The sequence below is a fragment of the Enterococcus sp. 7F3_DIV0205 genome, assembly GCF_002141365.2.
Taxonomy (GTDB): Bacteria; Bacillota; Bacilli; order Lactobacillales; family Enterococcaceae; genus Enterococcus_L; species Enterococcus_L palustris.
Window position 1 is genome coordinate 3,259,117 of sequence record NZ_CP147244.1, and the last position, 14,921, is coordinate 3,274,037.

Genomic DNA, 14,921 nt, shown 5'->3' on the forward strand with positions numbered 1-14,921 from the left:
ACCCTACTTTTATTTACCCTCTTACAACTCTTCACCATTACTCTTAATCACTTGCTGATACCAATCAAATGATTTCTTCTTAGAACGCTTCAACGTCCCTTGTCCTTCATTATCCTTATCTACATAGATAAAACCATACCGTTTCTTCATCTCACCAGTTCCCGCAGAAACCAAATCAATAAAGCCCCAAGGCGTATAGCCAATCAAGGGAATGCCATCAAATTCAACAGCTTCTTTCATCATTTCAATATGGGCTTTCAAATAATCAATCCGATATTGGTCATTGACCGTGCCATCTGCTTCAAGTTCATCAATGGCACCAAAGCCATTTTCCACAATAAACAAAGGCAACTCATAGCGCTCATTAAACCAGTTCATCGCATAACGCAAACCAAGTGGATCGATTTGCCAACCCCAATCAGAAGCTTCTACATAAGGATTCTTGACTAAATCTTTCGATTCATCGTAATCAAAAGCAGGGCCTTTATCATGATCTTTAATAGCAAACGACATATAGTAACTAAAACCGATATAATCCACACAACCATGGGTCAAATCAGTCAAATCCTGTTCCGTCATATCCAAATCAAACCCTTTACGAGCCAAATAGTTTTCTATAAAACTAGGATAATGCCCTCTCACATGAACATCCGTAAACCAGTAACGTTTTTGCATGGCACTGACGGACATCATCATATCTTTTGGATCACAAGAATATGGGTAAATAGGGCACATCGCGATCATGCAACCAATTTGGAAATCAGGATTGATCTCATGGCCGATTTTAACCGCTTGCGCACTTGCTACTAACTCATAGTGAGCAGCTTGATACATGATTTTTTCACGATCTTCGCCTTCTTGATATTTGATGCCAGAGTTGGTAAATGGAGCAAAATCTTCCGCATAGTTCGCTTGATTATTGATTTCGTTGAAGGTCATCCAATAAGTGACTTTATCTTTGTACCGTTCAAAACAAACACGAGCAAACTTCGCAAAGAAATCGATCATTTTACGATTACGCCAGCCACCATATTCAGTGACTAAATGATACGGCATTTCAAAATGTGAGAGGGTGATCACGGGCTCGATGCCATATTTTAAACATTCATCGAACAAGTCATCATAAAACTGTAACCCTTCCTCATTTGGTTCTGCTTCATCACCATTGGGGAAAATTCGTGTCCAGGCAATCGAGGTTCGGAAACAGTTCAAGCCAAGGTCAGCAAACAATTTTACATCTTCTTTATAATGATGGTAAAAATCAATTGCTTCATGGTTCGGGTAGTTTTCACCTTGCAGCACACCATCTGTGATTCGTCTAGGTACACCATGAGCGCCGACGGTCATTACATCGGCAACGCTAACCCCTTTACCACCTTGATCCCATCCACCTTCTAATTGATGAGCGGCAACAGCGCCGCCCCAAAGGAAATTTTCTCTTAAAATTGACATATGATCTACTCCTTTAACTTGTAAATTTATTCATTTCTATTTTTAATTCATATTGAACATTAAAATCACTACACAGCTGGGAGGAATTAATTGAACGGATCAGCTGTGCAGTGATGTTTAAGTTAGTTTAGAACGGGTGTTTAAGCTTCAGCTTCAATTTCTTCTAACACTTCTTCTGTAATAGGTTGATTTGTTTCTTGTGCATAGTTGATCGCATCCATTTTTCTAGCAAATGGTAGGTAAATAAAGAATCCTAACGTTAAAACAAATGCTTGTAGTAACGCTGCTTGCCAACCGCCAACTAATAATCCTGAAATGATTGGCGGTGTTGTCCAAGGCACTTGAACCGCTGTGAATAATGGGACTAAACCAGTGTACAAAGCAAAGTAAGTAATAACAGATGATACGACAGGCGTTAAAATAAATGGAATCGCCATGATCGGGTTCATTACGATCGGTGTCGCAAACGTGATGGGTTCATTAATGTTGAACACGGCAGGTCCAATTGACAAACGACCTAATTGTTTGAACTGTGCAGATTTTGCAAAGAACACCATGTATACCACTAAACCAAGTGTCATACCAGCACCCGTTACTGTTAAAAATTGATCTAAGAATTGTTGCGTTACGATATGACCACCGTTTGCAACAGTTAATTCTTTACCAGCTTTTAAAATATCTGTATTTTCTAAAGAATTCGCTTGTAAAATAGGACCCATGATTCCGCCGACGATCGTTGAACCGTGAACACCGAAGAACCAGAATAAAGGGACTAAGAAACCAAGTACTAACGCACCGCCCAAGGAATCAGTCACACCTTGAAGTGGAGATTGTAAGACATCATAAATGAAATCAAAGAACGTTGTTTTAAAGACTTTATCAAAGAAAATATAGACAAACATTGCGCCAGTGATCAAAGCCGCAGCAGGAATCAAAGCAGTAAATGAGTTTGCTACGTTTTCAGGAACAGCTTCAGGTAATTTGATCCGAATATCGTGACGTAAGAACCAGCTGTAAACCCAACCAACGATAAGACCAACGATGATTGCTGTGATCATTCCCTTACCAGCAGTCCAGTCTTTATTGATGACATTGCCGATCGTTACTCCACTGTCTAAATCAGTTACATCTGGAGCCATAAATAAGATAAAGACAACAAGGGAAATCATGCCGGCAGGTAGGCCTTCAAAACCTTCTGTTTTCACATAAGAATAAGCAATCCCGATTACCGCAAAGACTGACATGATGGCAAAAGATGCCCCATAAGCTTGATTGAAGTAAACAACCAAACCACTATCAGTGATCCACTTTGCCACTGACTCAATCGGCAAATTCGCTAATAATAGAAAAATCGAACCCACGATTGTAAAAGGCATCGTGTACAACATCCCATTTCTTAACGCTGTAATCGCTTTAGTATTGACGAATTTTAAAACGGGTGGTAGAACTTTTTCATTGATCCATTCATTCATTCTAAACCTCTCCTTTGGTTAACTAAAGTAACGGAAAATAAGTGCGTGTAGTAGTATTTCAATAGAGCGGCCGCTCCAATTTAAATCTACTGAATACGTTTACATGCTTACTATAAAAGAAATTTTGTTGATTTAAAATAGGGTGAGCACGTTGAGGAACATGTACCGCTAAAAAAAACAACGCAATCAAAAATAAGGTCTAAAAATAAATCAAAACGCAATTTATTTTTAGACCCTATTTTTATTTACGAACTGCGGGCAGTTTTAATGTAATTTTTTGATGTTCAAAGTCGAGTAGCTGAATATTATTGGTTCCGCCAATGCCATACTCACTCGATTGGTAAAGCTCACCATAGCTTGCACCGATAAATTGGTCGATATCCGCTAATGTTTCCCATGTACCTGTGAAAACAGCATAATCGCTAGCTGACCTTGTAAAGGTTCGATTTCCTTCACTATCTTCAATAAAATATTTATAAGTACCGTTACTTGCATCGGGATCATTGATGATGATAGCCTGCACGATTTTCTTATCGGTAGGCAAAATCTCTAGTTTTTGGTTATTCACTTCAACAAAATCTTCGGGTGTCTTAGGAATAGCAAATTTGTATTGTTTTCCAGTGATTACTTCGTTGCCTAAATGTTCGATGTTAAAAGACATGAATCGTCACGCTCCTCTTTTATAATAGATCAGATGTATTTGAGTGGCCAAATGATGTTGCGTTCCTAACACTGAGTACATCATCTCAAAAACCATAGCAACTCTTGAGGGTTTTGTCAAAATTTCGGCATTAGGATTAGGTTTAAAGAATTAGTCAGGTCGGTTTTCTAGTCGATCTGTTTTTTCAGCAAATTCTTTGCTTGCTTGATGAGCAAGTAGTTCAATTAAGGCGATGACAGGGATTTGTGTGGTGATATTGATGTACGGATCAGTGTAGATCGAGCGTTCATCAGGCATATAATAAGAAATGTTGTAATCTGCTAAACGGGCAATCGTTGAATGCTCATCATTGGTAATACTGAGAATTTGAGCACCTGACCGCTTAAAATCAGTTACCTGTTTGATTACTTCGGTGGTTTCTCCTGAAACGGACAGAACAATCGCTAAGGTATTTTCAAAACCTCTTTGAGGAATGGGGGTGAATGGATCACGGATGCTGTAGGCATTAAGGCCCATATTTGCAAAATAACGGCTGCCGTATGCTCCTAAAATACCGCTTGTACCAATACCTGAAAAAACGATATGACGAGCAGACACAATCATCTTGATAGCAGGTTTCAATGTCTCGTAATAGGTTTGCTGATTCAGCCGTTTTAAAAAAGAATCAACGTGCATCGTAGCAGCATAATATTGATCAAAGGACTGTTGCTGTTGCTCTTCTTCTTTTTTTAACGCATATTTCAGTTCTGAAAATCCATCAAAGCCCATTTTTGAACAAAAGCGTAAGATCGTGGACGTGGATACATGGCAATTGGTGGAAAGTTGACGAATCGTTAACTTTGGCACACTGTCCATATGTTCTAAAATATATTGATAAACGAGCATTTCCAATTCATTTAACGATTGGACTTTTTCTAAATCAAACAAAAAGATCCCTCCTGCACAAAAGATTGCGGCTCCTTTATTTTATAAATAAGAAACAAAAAAGCGTTCAAGTTCTATTGTACAGGAAACGTTGTTATTTCGCTTGTTATTACTATAATTTTATTCGTACAAAGAAAACAGTTGGAACAGTTAACTTTCCCAACTGTTTTGAGTGATTTCGTTTTTTTTATGAAACTGTTTATAAAGTAGATGAGCTAAGAACGTAAATAATAGTGGCCCCAACAATAAGGTCAGGCTTTGTAAATAGTCCCCCTTTGAAAGTGGCTGATAAAGTTGAAATAAAATAGCCAAAGCAATACTTAAAATGACACTATTGCTAATGAGCGTTGCGCTGATTTTTGATCGAACCAAAACAGAGGTGGGATTATCCGCCAGTTGTTTTTTCTTAAAGGCTGGATAGGCAAGTGCCACTAATAAATAAGGAATCGCTCTTGAGATATTGGTCATCAAAGTCAACTGATTATATAAAAAGACAACATACTGACTACCTAAGCTGATTCCCAAGATAAACAAACTTATCAAGATACCTTGAATCCGCAACGCATAAATCGGCATATCCTGTTTGTTTTTTTGTTTCAAGCGAGGGTGCCAGTAATGCTTAGGTGTTCCTTCAACCAATGTGCGGATCGGCAGATAAAAAATAGTAGATAATAAACTAATGTAAGAAAGCAACAGCGTTAAGGCAGTAAAACGAGTAAGAAATTGGGCTAGAAACTGAGTTTGAATGGCTGTTAATGAAAGAGCCTGACCAACAGCATAGCCTAAATTTTCCATTAATTCATACATTAAATTCCCTAAGTGAATCGTACTATTTGTTTTTAAGTGAGCTAAATTCGTTCCTCCGCTCCATAAAAGGATGCCTAAAAAATAACACAGAACGACTAAAATACTACTGAAAATCAATAGCTTAGGAAATTGTTTTTTTTGTTTCCCTGTTTTATCAACTAAGCTTGCGATCGTATCTAAACCACCGAAGGCTGTAATGGCAAAAATCAAAAAAGAGAGTTGTTCAATCAGCGGTTGTCCAGATGAAGATCCTGCTTGAACACTATTGAAACTGTTGGAAAGATTTGGCACAATACTAGACTGATTAGAGAGCCAAAGCACCAAATTTCCACCAAGGCAAAAGAAAATCAAAAGCGTCATCATGATGCCGCTTAAATACAGTGAAGAAGCAATCCCCTTAAATCCTTTACTAACAAAAAATAACGTTACTAAAACCGCTCCAATCGATAACAGACCAATTAAAATAGATGTAGAAAAATAAGGAATCGAACTGGTTTTTTTAGTTAAATCTTCACCAAAAAGTAAAATAGAGGAAGGAATCCAAAGCTTCATAAATAAGCTGATCATCCAAATAAAATAACTGCAGTACCATAAAAAAGCAGCAGTGAAAGCCACCTTTTCAGAGAGATGCCCAGCGAGCCACTGATACAAACCACCAATATGGTTTTTATACACGTCAGTAAATTCTGCTATAATAATAGCGTAAGGAATAAAATAAAACAGAGCAGCACCGATAAAATAGGGAAAAGCTTTAAGTCCCATTAGGAAAAAAGCGGTTGTCATACTAGAAAAAGAAAAAACAGTCATGGTAATAATCATGACCAAACGTTTAGGACTAAAAGTAGTAGTAGTTTTCATAAAAAAATCCTTCTAAAATTAAATTGATGTTGGCTTAAGAATAAGAGAAGAATGACTAGAAAACAAGCTTTTTATTAAAAATTAGGGAATAGGAGTAGTCAAATGACGGACCAAGTTCAACAAAAAATCGCTCAAATCAAAGAGGAACTTCAAGTCGATTTTGTTGCTTTAGCACTATCCTCAGTTAATGCAGTGACAAAAGTACGGGTGATCCGTTGGAGTTATGTGGCTGGCAATACCAATCAAAATTATAAACGCATTCGGCTGCAGGTGGGCAAAGGAATTGGCGGTATCGTTTGGCGAACAGGCAGGGCATATCAAGCAACGGATCTGCAAAAGCAACCAGAAAAATTAGTTGAACTGCCAATTACCCGAACGGAAAAATTAGAAACGATTGCAGCATTTCCTGTTTTAAAAGTGGGAGAAGTAAAAGGCGTTCTATTAGTTGGTTATCGAGAGAAAATCACTGTTACCAAAGATTTTTTAACTACTGCACAAGACAAAGCGAATGAACTGATGGTTTATTTATAGGTGAGAAAAATGGATATGAACATAGCAGAAAAAATATTTGAAGAAGCAAGAGATGCCTTGTTTTTGATTGAAGAAAACAACTGTATCAAACAAAATAAAGCGGCGGCTGAGTTAGTAAAAATCTATCCATTCTCGTTAGCAAAAGTATTGGAAATAGCTAGAGGAGAAGGGTGCATGCTGCATTCAACAATGGAAAAATGCTTAGATTGCGAAGTTAAAGCAGACTGGGATCAGGCGGCCTTTCCGTTGGTTTTAGAAGATGCACAGGGAGCTCAAGAACAATTTAGTGGAAGTTATACTGTGTTAGATCAGCAAAAAAGCGTATTGAGCATTCGTCACATGGCTGTTCAAGATCGTCTGCAACAGGTGATTCAAAATAAACGTTTGATTGAATATGTCAATCAAGCTCATGAAAATGAACGTAAAGCGTTATCACAAGAGCTTCATGATGGCCTTGCACAAAGTATTTATAGTTTGATGCTGGAGACACGCCAATTAAAATGGACTGAACAAACCGAAAATCTGACAACAAAATTACAAAAAATCGATGAAGATTTTGTCGCATTACTTGGCGAAGTAAAACAACTTGCGGTTGATTTACGTCCAACCGCTTTGGATGATTTAGGGTTAGTTCCAGCAATCGAAGCTTTATTGCATCGATTAACAGAAACAACAGGTGTTGCGCTACATTTTATTCCAATGATCACAACAAAACGTTTTCCTGAAAGTGTGGAAACAATCACATATCGGGTTTTGCAAGAAAGTGTGATGAATAGTGTGAAACACGCAGATGTTGATGAATTGTGGGTCACATTAAGTGAACAAAACGAACAGTTAATACTCAACGTTCGTGATCATGGCAAAGGTTTTGATCTTCAACAGGTGAATAAGTACAGCCGTGGTTTGGGGTTGTTACATATGCAAGAGAGAGCTGAATCCATCGGAGGACATTTACTCATTCAATCCGAAGAATTAGAAGGAACAACGGTGACATTACATTTACCGATTCAACAGGAGGTGACAAGGTGAATATCATCATAGCAGACGATCATGCAGTGGTCAGAAGTGGCTTACGTTTATTACTTGAAGGGCAAAAGGGAATCTCAGTGGTAGGAGATGCGGCAGATGGCACGGAAGCTTTTTTATTACTTGAAAAGTATCCCGTAGACGTGGTGTTGATGGATATGCGGATGCCTCCAGGAGAAAATGGTTTACAAACAACTCGGCGCATCAAAGAGCATTTTCCTGACGTGAAGACGATTATTTTAAGTATGCATGACGAAGAAGAGTATGTTCGGACTGCCTTAGAATATGGCGCAAAAGGGTACATCCTTAAAAGTTCTCAAGATACGGTATTACTTGAAGCGATTAAGCAAGTGATGGCTGGTAAAATTGCGATCGATCCATTATTTGGTTCGTATGATAAAAAACGTTGGCTAAAAAAAGCTGACCCAGCAGAAAAAGATGAAAAATACGAACGCCTATCAAAACGAGAACGGGAAATTTTACCTTTAGTTGCTTTAGGGTATAGTAATAAAGAAATCGCTGAACGTTTATTTATCTCCGTCAAAACAGTAGAGGTGCATAAATCTCATGTGATGAAAAAGTTAGAGTTTGAAACGTTTAGTGAATTGTTGCAATATAGTATGAAACATCAATTAATCGACTTATGAGGTGAGAAAAATGATCGGAATTCTTTATGTCTTTCACGGTAGTCAAAAAAACGAAAAAAATCAAGCGGCTATGGATTTTATTCAACAGCTAGAAGCAAGAATGGATCCAACTTTTTATCAGGCAACGGCCTTTTTAGAAAACCATTCAGATACGATTCCAAGTGTGGCGGAAAAAATGATCAAAAACGGTGTCACGAAAATAATCGTTGTTCCTGTTTTATTATTTGCAGCAAAACATGCGCTAGTGGATATCCCCGCTGAACTTGACGTAGTAAAAGAGCGCCATCCAGCTGTTCAATTTGTTCAAACTGAGACATTTGGGAGTAAAAACGGAAGCCGCCAAGTTTTGTTGGAGCGATTTCAAGAAGCGGCAGTGACTTATCCAGATGATGAGTTAGTCGGGATTTTAGTTGCTCATGGAACAAAGCAAACAGAGCAGCCACAAGAAGTTTTAGTAGAAATAGCAGCAGAAATCCAGCAACAAGTGGGCTTTTCGATTGCTGCTGTCAGTTTAAAAGGGAAAGAAAACTATCTAGAAGAAATCAAAAAACAATTATCAAATCATCAGCGACCTGTAATCGTACCTTTCTTTTTATTTGATGGTCATTTGATTACGATCATGAAAAGTAAACTAAAAGAAACATTTCCAACAACTGATTTTATTATGATGCCAACATTAGAATTTGATCCACGCATCCTAAATGACTTAGAACAAATCGTCAAAGAGGCCGTCACATGTATCCAATAATGCTTGAACTGACTGGGAAAAATATCGTGATTATCGGTGGCGGGAAAATTGCATTACGAAAAACCGTCGGGATTTTAAAGGCGAAAGGGCAAGTAACCGTCGTTGCACCGAATTTTTTGCAGGAATTTGAAGAATTAGATGGTGTAAAATGTATTACAGCAAAATACAAAGCGGAATATATTCAAGAAGCCCACCTCATTTTTGCGTGTACTGATTCCAAAATCGTCAATCAAAAAATCGTTGACGATGCTGCGGATTACCAATGGGTCAATGATTGTAGTCAGAAAGAAAATAGTGATTTTTTTAATATGAGTACGATTGAACAGGATGAGTATTTGATCGCGCTGTCTACTTATGGAAAAAATCCAACAGAAACTAAAAAAATGAAAGAACAGCTAATGATCTTTTTTGAGCAAAATCCAGATTGTGAATAGCAAACAAGTTACTTTACTGATTTTTGTGAGGTAACTTGTTTTTTTGTTGACATTGCTCTTTAGTGCAATGTTAAGATGCTGTTAGACAAATAAAAAAGGAGTTGAGTTGATGTATAAAATGAAAGATGTCGCAAATGAAATGGACATTCCACTTTCAACGATCCGATACTATGAACGCCAAGGAATTGTTATAGGGAAACGACAAGAAAATGGTTATCGTATTTTTGATGAAGAAGATAAAATCCTATTGGAATATTTAATTGTAATGAAACACGTAGGTTTTTCTATAGAGGAAATTAAGGAATTATTGAACTTTTTAGAGTTTCCAGAAAGTGATGAATGTAGCGAACGATCCAATCAGTTATTGACTAAAAAAGAAAATGACATTAGACAAAAAATCAAACATGAACAAATGGTTTTAAAGCTGATCCAAGAATTGAAACCAAAAATCGTTGCAAAAGAATATGCGCAGTACGAAGAAGAAATCAGTGAGGAAATCCACACTATTTATAAAGAAATCCAACAATCTAAGTCAGGAGAGAAAAAATGAAAACGACTATTTTATACGCTCATCCATGGGAAGGCAGTTACAATCATGCGATTTTAGAAAAACTACAGCAACGTCTTGCAGCAGAAGGAACAGAATACCAACTGATCGATTTGAATAAAGAGCACTTTGATCCAGTTTTTTCTGCAAAGGATCTAGCGTTATTTTCCAAAGGTGAAACAACGGATCCACTTGTTCATCAGTATCAAAAAATACTAGGAGAAACCAGTGAACTGTTTATTATTGCTCCTACCTGGTGGTATGAGTTTCCCGCCATCATCAAAGGTTTTTTCGATAAAGTCATGTTGAAAAATATCGCGTATGATGATTCAGGCATCAGTTTAAAAGGATTATTTACGAATATAAAGACTACAACGATCATCAATACAGGTACTGCTCCTAAGTGGTATTTAAAATATGTTAAAGGGAATTATGTCAAAACGGTTTTTATCAAAGGAACGCTTAAAGATATTGGAATCAAAAATGTGAAGTGGAAGTACATCGACCTAAATAAGGCCTCAGAAGATAAAAGAAAACAATTTTTAGCACAAGTTTAAAAGTCAGAAAATAAAAAGTAACTAGCTTCTTGATTAGGAGCAGTTGCTTTTTTTGTATGAGCACAGAGAAGAAATTTCCTTTCTGATTTTAAAAGCGTTGCTTTGTATCGTTATTAGGCAATTCCCTAATAGTCACCTACTTTCATTCTTGCTATTCTAAAAAAGACGAAGCATAGATTGTATTGCTCAAAAAATCACAAAGGAGTGTAAAAATGAATATGAAAGAAAAGCTTGTCTTAGTTGGAAATGGAATGGCTGGTGTTCGGACGATTGAGGAAATTTTAGACCGAGATGCTGATCGCTATCAAATCACGATCATTGGAGAAGAACAATACCCAAATTATAATCGGATCATGTTGAGTAATGTCCTACAAAAGAAAATGACTGTATCAGAGATCATTACGAATCCACTTGAATGGTATGAAGAAAATCAAATTGAACTGATCAATCATGATCCAGCAGTCCAAATGGACACAAACAATAAAAAAATCATCACCAAATCGGGTAAAGAAATCACGTATGATAAATGTATTTTAGCAACAGGTTCAAGAGCCTTTATCTTACCAATTGAAGGGGCTCAATTACCTGGTGTTGTCGGGTTTAGAACAATCGAGGATACAGAAAATATGCTTGAAGCAGCTCAAAAATATCAAAAAGCAGTCGTGATCGGTGGCGGTTTGCTTGGTTTAGAAGCGGCAAAAGGTTTGTTGGATCAAGGCATGGAAGTCACAGTCGTTCATTTAGAAAAATGGCTGATGGAAACCCAATTAGATGAAAAAGCAGGGAAAATGCTGCAAGCTGATTTAGAAAAACAAGGCTTGAAATTCTTAATGGAAAAAGCAACCAACAAAATACTTGGTGAAAGCCGTGTTACAGGTTTAGGCTTTAGCGATGGAACTACCATCGAAACAGATATGGTTGTAATGTCGATCGGGATTCGTTCAGAAACAACACTAGCAAGAACAACAGCTATCGAAGTGAACCGCGGAATCGTTGTCGATGATTTTATGAAAACGAATGTTCCAGATGTTTTTGCAGTAGGGGAATGTGCGGAACATAATGGGCATGTTTATGGTTTAGTTGCACCGTTATTTGAACAAGGGAAAGTCTTGGCAGATGTGTTAACTGACAAAGAAGCGAAACCTTATCAAGGCAGTACCACATTTACCTCATTAAAAGTATCTGGATGTGATCTGTATTCTGCTGGGAATATCAGAGAAGTAGAAGGAATCAATAGTATTGAAGCTTTTGACGGTATCAATTACACGTATAAAAAGATTTTTGTGAGAGACAATCAAGTCGTTGGCGTTGTGCTGTATGGCGATACGAGTGAAGGCAATCGTTATTATAATATTTTAAAGAAAAATGAAAGCATTGAAGAATACACACCTGTGTCTTTACTCCATATGGTTGGTGAAGAGGCTAGCGCTGATGTCAGTGAATGGCCAGATGATGAAGTAATTTGTGGTTGTAATGGGATCGATAAAGGAACGATCATGACTGCGATCGATGAAAAAGAATTGACTTCTGTGGCAGATGTAACAAAACATACTAAAGCTGGTGGATCTTGTGGGAAATGTAAATCAGTGATCGAAGATGTTTTAGCCTATGCTTTAGGCGGTGAAGTTGTTTCTGCACCAACTGGAATCTGCGGTTGTACGGATTTAACAAGAGATCAAATCGTCACTCAAATTTATGCGAAAAAGTTAACGTCTTCCGATGACGTTTACCGTGAACTGAATTTTACAAACCCAGAAGGTTGTCCGAAGTGTCGTCCAGCAATTAATTTTTATTTAAATGTAGCCTGGCCTAAAGAACACGAAGATGAAAAAGAATCCCGTTATGTCAACGAACGTCTCTATGCGAATATCCAAAATGACGGAACGTTCTCAGTGATTCCAAGAATGCGCGGTGGAAAAACCAATCCACAACAGTTGCTTTTGATTGCGAAAGTCGCGGAAAAATATGATGTACCAATGGTCAAAGTAACAGGAAGCCAACGAATTGGTTTATACGGAGTGAAAAAAGAAGATTTACCGAAAATCTGGGAAGAGTTGGATATGAAGTCAGCAGGGGCTTATGCCAAAGCTGTTCGATCGGTTAAAACTTGTGTTGGCGCGAATTTCTGTCGATTTGGTACGCAAGATTCAATGGGACTTGGTATTAAGTTGGAACAGCGTTACGAGTTTATCGATACACCGCATAAATTTAAAATGGGTGTATCTGCTTGTCCAAGAAGTTGTGTGGAAAGTGGCGTAAAAGATTTTGGGATCATCGGTGTGGAAAACGGCTTCCAAATTTATGTTGGTGGCAATGGCGGAACCGAAGTTAAAGAAGCTGTGTTACTAACAACTGTTGAAACCGAACAAGAAGTCATCGACATTTGTGGCGCAATGTTGCAATATTACCGCGAAACAGGTATTTATGCAGAACGAACAGCACCATGGATCGAGCGTATGGGCTTTGAGGTTGTGAAAGAAGTGTTGCTAAATGCTGAAAAACGTCAAGAATTGTTGGCTGCATTAGATGAAGCAGTCGCAGGACGTCGTGGAAATCCTTGGGATGAAGTGGTTGAGGATCAACAAACACGCCAAGAGTTATACACAGTGGGGAGAGTATAAAGATGGAAAAAATTTTTGTGGGACAAATAGATGAGTTAGCACCTAGAATGGGAAAAGAAATCATTGTGGGGGAACAAAAAATAGCTGTGTTTCGTTTAAGTGATGATCGTATCAAGGCAATTGAAAATGTTTGTCCCCATAAACAAGGACCGTTAGCGGAAGGAACGGTTTCTGGTGAGTATGTTTTTTGTCCGTTGCATGATTATAAAATCAATTTAACTGATGGACAAGTTCAAGAGCCAGATGAAGGATGCGTTCGTGCATACGAAACTGTTGTTGAAGATGATCTTGTTTATGTCATGGTGTAGTGATGGGAAAAGTTTATTTTGTGGGAGCAGGTTCAGGTGATCCTGAGCTATTGACACTAAAAGGAAAAAGAGTATTGGAATCAGCTGATGTGATTATTTACGATCGGCTGGTCCATCCAGTATTATTGTATTTGGCCAAAGAGTCAGCTCGTTTTATTTATAGTGGAAAGTATCCGAAAAATCATGTGTTGAAGCAAAAAAACATTAATCAATTATTGCTGGAAGAAGGCTTGAAAGAACAAAACGTAGTTCGCTTAAAGGGCGGTGATCCTGGGGTTTTTGGTCGTGTTGGTGAAGAAATTGCGACACTTCAAAGTGAAGGAATCAGTTATGAAATTGTGCCAGGGGTTACAGCAGCATCAGCAGCTAGTAGTTACAGCGGTATTCCCTTAACGCATCGCGAGCATAGTAGTAAAGTGACTTTGGCGACTGCTCATCGTCAAGTTGGCGAAACGATCGATTTTAAGGGACTAACAGCAAACGGAACGATGTGTTTATATATGGGAGTAGAACGAGTAGAGAGTACTCAAAAGAAGCTTTTAGAGCAAGGTGTCTCACCTCAATTACCAGCAGCTATCGTTGAATGGGGCAGTTTAGGACGACAAAGAACGGTTACTGCAACGATTCAAACGATGGTGGAAGTGATTGAAGAACATCAAATTCAAAATCCTTCGCTGATCATTTTAGGTGATGTGGTTTCTTGTCGTAATGGCGCGGATTGGTTTGAACAATTGCCTTTATTCGGACATCGAATTTTATTGATCGATACAGAAAAAATCGATTTTGAAACGATCATTTCGTATACTCAGCAAGGAGCAGACGTCTATGCTATCCAAGTTGGTGAAAATCGAGATCAGCGTTTTGATGAGGTTCATCAGCAGTATTTAAGAGATCACTATTTTGATGAAGTGGTGTACTTGAATGAAGAATTAAGGACAATGTATAAAAAGCAGTGGGATGTTTTAAATAAACGGTTTGTTTAGGTAGCTTTATGGGCTAGGCTCTTCGGAAAAAAGATAAAATCTGGTTGTGGCAAAAAGCGCCACTCTCCTATTTTCCTATTTTCTTGTCGAACCTAGGCGAGCCCGTTCAGCTTTTAAATCTATCTAGCTTTATGGGCTAGGCTCTCGAGAAAAAGATAAAAATGAAATGTGACCAAGAACGTCACAGTTAATTTTTCCTATTTTCTTGTCGAACCTAAGCGAGCCCATTCAGCTTTTAAATCTATCTAGCTTCGCGGGCTAACCTTTCGGAAAAAAGATAAATTATGAATAAGGCAAAGAGCACCTTAGTCATAATTTCCTATTTTTCTGTCAAGGTTAAACGAG

15 protein-coding genes are annotated in these 14,921 nt (G+C 37.9%); 10 read left to right on the forward strand and 5 right to left on the reverse strand.

Annotated elements, in window-relative coordinates:
• Window positions 1-21: 21 nt before the first annotated feature.
• From A5821_RS15130 to A5821_RS15150, 5 genes are all read right to left on the reverse strand, one after another.
• Window positions 22-1,452, reverse strand: coding sequence for a 6-phospho-beta-glucosidase (locus A5821_RS15130; protein ID WP_086315553.1), 1,431 nt, complete (start codon window positions 1,450-1,452; stop codon window positions 22-24).
• 140 nt (window positions 1,453-1,592) lie between these two features.
• Entirely contained in the window at window positions 1,593-2,924 is a 1,332-nt protein-coding gene (locus tag A5821_RS15135) for a PTS sugar transporter subunit IIC (protein WP_010770815.1), read from the reverse strand.
• Window positions 2,925-3,165: 241 nt separating this feature from the next.
• Window positions 3,166-3,585: a hypothetical protein gene (locus A5821_RS15140; RefSeq protein WP_086315554.1), complete on the reverse strand. Its 420-nt coding sequence runs from the start codon at window positions 3,583-3,585 to the stop codon at window positions 3,166-3,168.
• A 150-nt stretch (window positions 3,586-3,735) separates the two neighbouring features.
• Entirely contained in the window at window positions 3,736-4,512 is a 777-nt protein-coding gene (locus A5821_RS15145) for a MurR/RpiR family transcriptional regulator (RefSeq protein ID WP_086315555.1), read from the reverse strand.
• 147 nt (window positions 4,513-4,659) lie between these two features.
• Complete coding sequence (locus A5821_RS15150) at window positions 4,660-6,174, reverse strand: amino acid permease (protein WP_086315556.1); 1,515 nt, start codon at window positions 6,172-6,174, stop codon at window positions 4,660-4,662.
• Between the two features lie 102 nt (window positions 6,175-6,276).
• On the opposite strand from A5821_RS15150, the gene A5821_RS15155 reads away from it, so the two are divergent.
• From A5821_RS15155 to cobA, 10 genes are all read left to right on the forward strand, one after another.
• A complete protein-coding gene (locus A5821_RS15155) occupies window positions 6,277-6,705 on the forward strand; it encodes a GAF domain-containing protein (protein ID WP_086315557.1) in 429 nt (142 codons plus the stop codon).
• A 9-nt stretch (window positions 6,706-6,714) separates the two neighbouring features.
• On the forward strand, window positions 6,715-7,734 hold the full coding sequence (locus tag A5821_RS15160; RefSeq protein ID WP_086315558.1) for a sensor histidine kinase: 1,020 nt from the start codon (window positions 6,715-6,717) through the stop codon (window positions 7,732-7,734).
• The gene (locus tag A5821_RS15165) at window positions 7,731-8,378 is read left to right on the forward strand and encodes a response regulator transcription factor (protein ID WP_010770821.1); all 648 of its coding nucleotides are present in this window, start codon (window positions 7,731-7,733) and stop codon (window positions 8,376-8,378) included. The genes A5821_RS15160 and A5821_RS15165 overlap by 4 nt, the downstream gene beginning before the upstream one ends.
• A 10-nt stretch (window positions 8,379-8,388) precedes the next feature.
• Window positions 8,389-9,126, forward strand: a complete 738-nt coding sequence (locus tag A5821_RS15170) for a sirohydrochlorin chelatase (protein ID WP_086315559.1) — start codon at window positions 8,389-8,391, stop codon at window positions 9,124-9,126.
• Window positions 9,114-9,560, forward strand: a complete 447-nt coding sequence (locus A5821_RS15175; RefSeq protein WP_086315560.1) for a precorrin-2 dehydrogenase/sirohydrochlorin ferrochelatase family protein — start codon at window positions 9,114-9,116, stop codon at window positions 9,558-9,560. Before A5821_RS15170 ends, A5821_RS15175 begins: the two co-directional genes overlap by 13 nt.
• 109 nt (window positions 9,561-9,669) lie before the next feature.
• Window positions 9,670-10,110 carry a MerR family transcriptional regulator gene (locus A5821_RS15180; protein ID WP_086315561.1) on the forward strand — a complete coding sequence of 147 codons (441 nt, stop codon included), beginning with the start codon at window positions 9,670-9,672 and terminating at the stop codon, window positions 10,108-10,110.
• Window positions 10,107-10,664 (forward strand): NAD(P)H-dependent oxidoreductase, encoded by a 558-nt coding sequence (locus tag A5821_RS15185; RefSeq protein WP_086315562.1) that lies wholly within the window; start codon window positions 10,107-10,109, stop codon window positions 10,662-10,664. The genes A5821_RS15180 and A5821_RS15185 overlap by 4 nt, the downstream gene beginning before the upstream one ends.
• 218 nt (window positions 10,665-10,882) lie before the next feature.
• Window positions 10,883-13,285, forward strand: a complete 2,403-nt coding sequence (gene nirB, locus A5821_RS15190; protein ID WP_086315718.1) for a nitrite reductase large subunit NirB — start codon at window positions 10,883-10,885, stop codon at window positions 13,283-13,285.
• Window positions 13,286-13,287: 2 nt separating this feature from the next.
• The gene (gene nirD, locus A5821_RS15195; protein ID WP_086315563.1) at window positions 13,288-13,593 is read left to right on the forward strand and encodes a nitrite reductase small subunit NirD; all 306 of its coding nucleotides are present in this window, start codon (window positions 13,288-13,290) and stop codon (window positions 13,591-13,593) included.
• Window positions 13,594-13,595: 2 nt separating this feature from the next.
• A complete protein-coding gene (cobA, locus tag A5821_RS15200; RefSeq protein WP_170923054.1) occupies window positions 13,596-14,576 on the forward strand; it encodes a uroporphyrinogen-III C-methyltransferase in 981 nt (326 codons plus the stop codon).
• Window positions 14,577-14,921 lie beyond the last annotated feature (345 nt).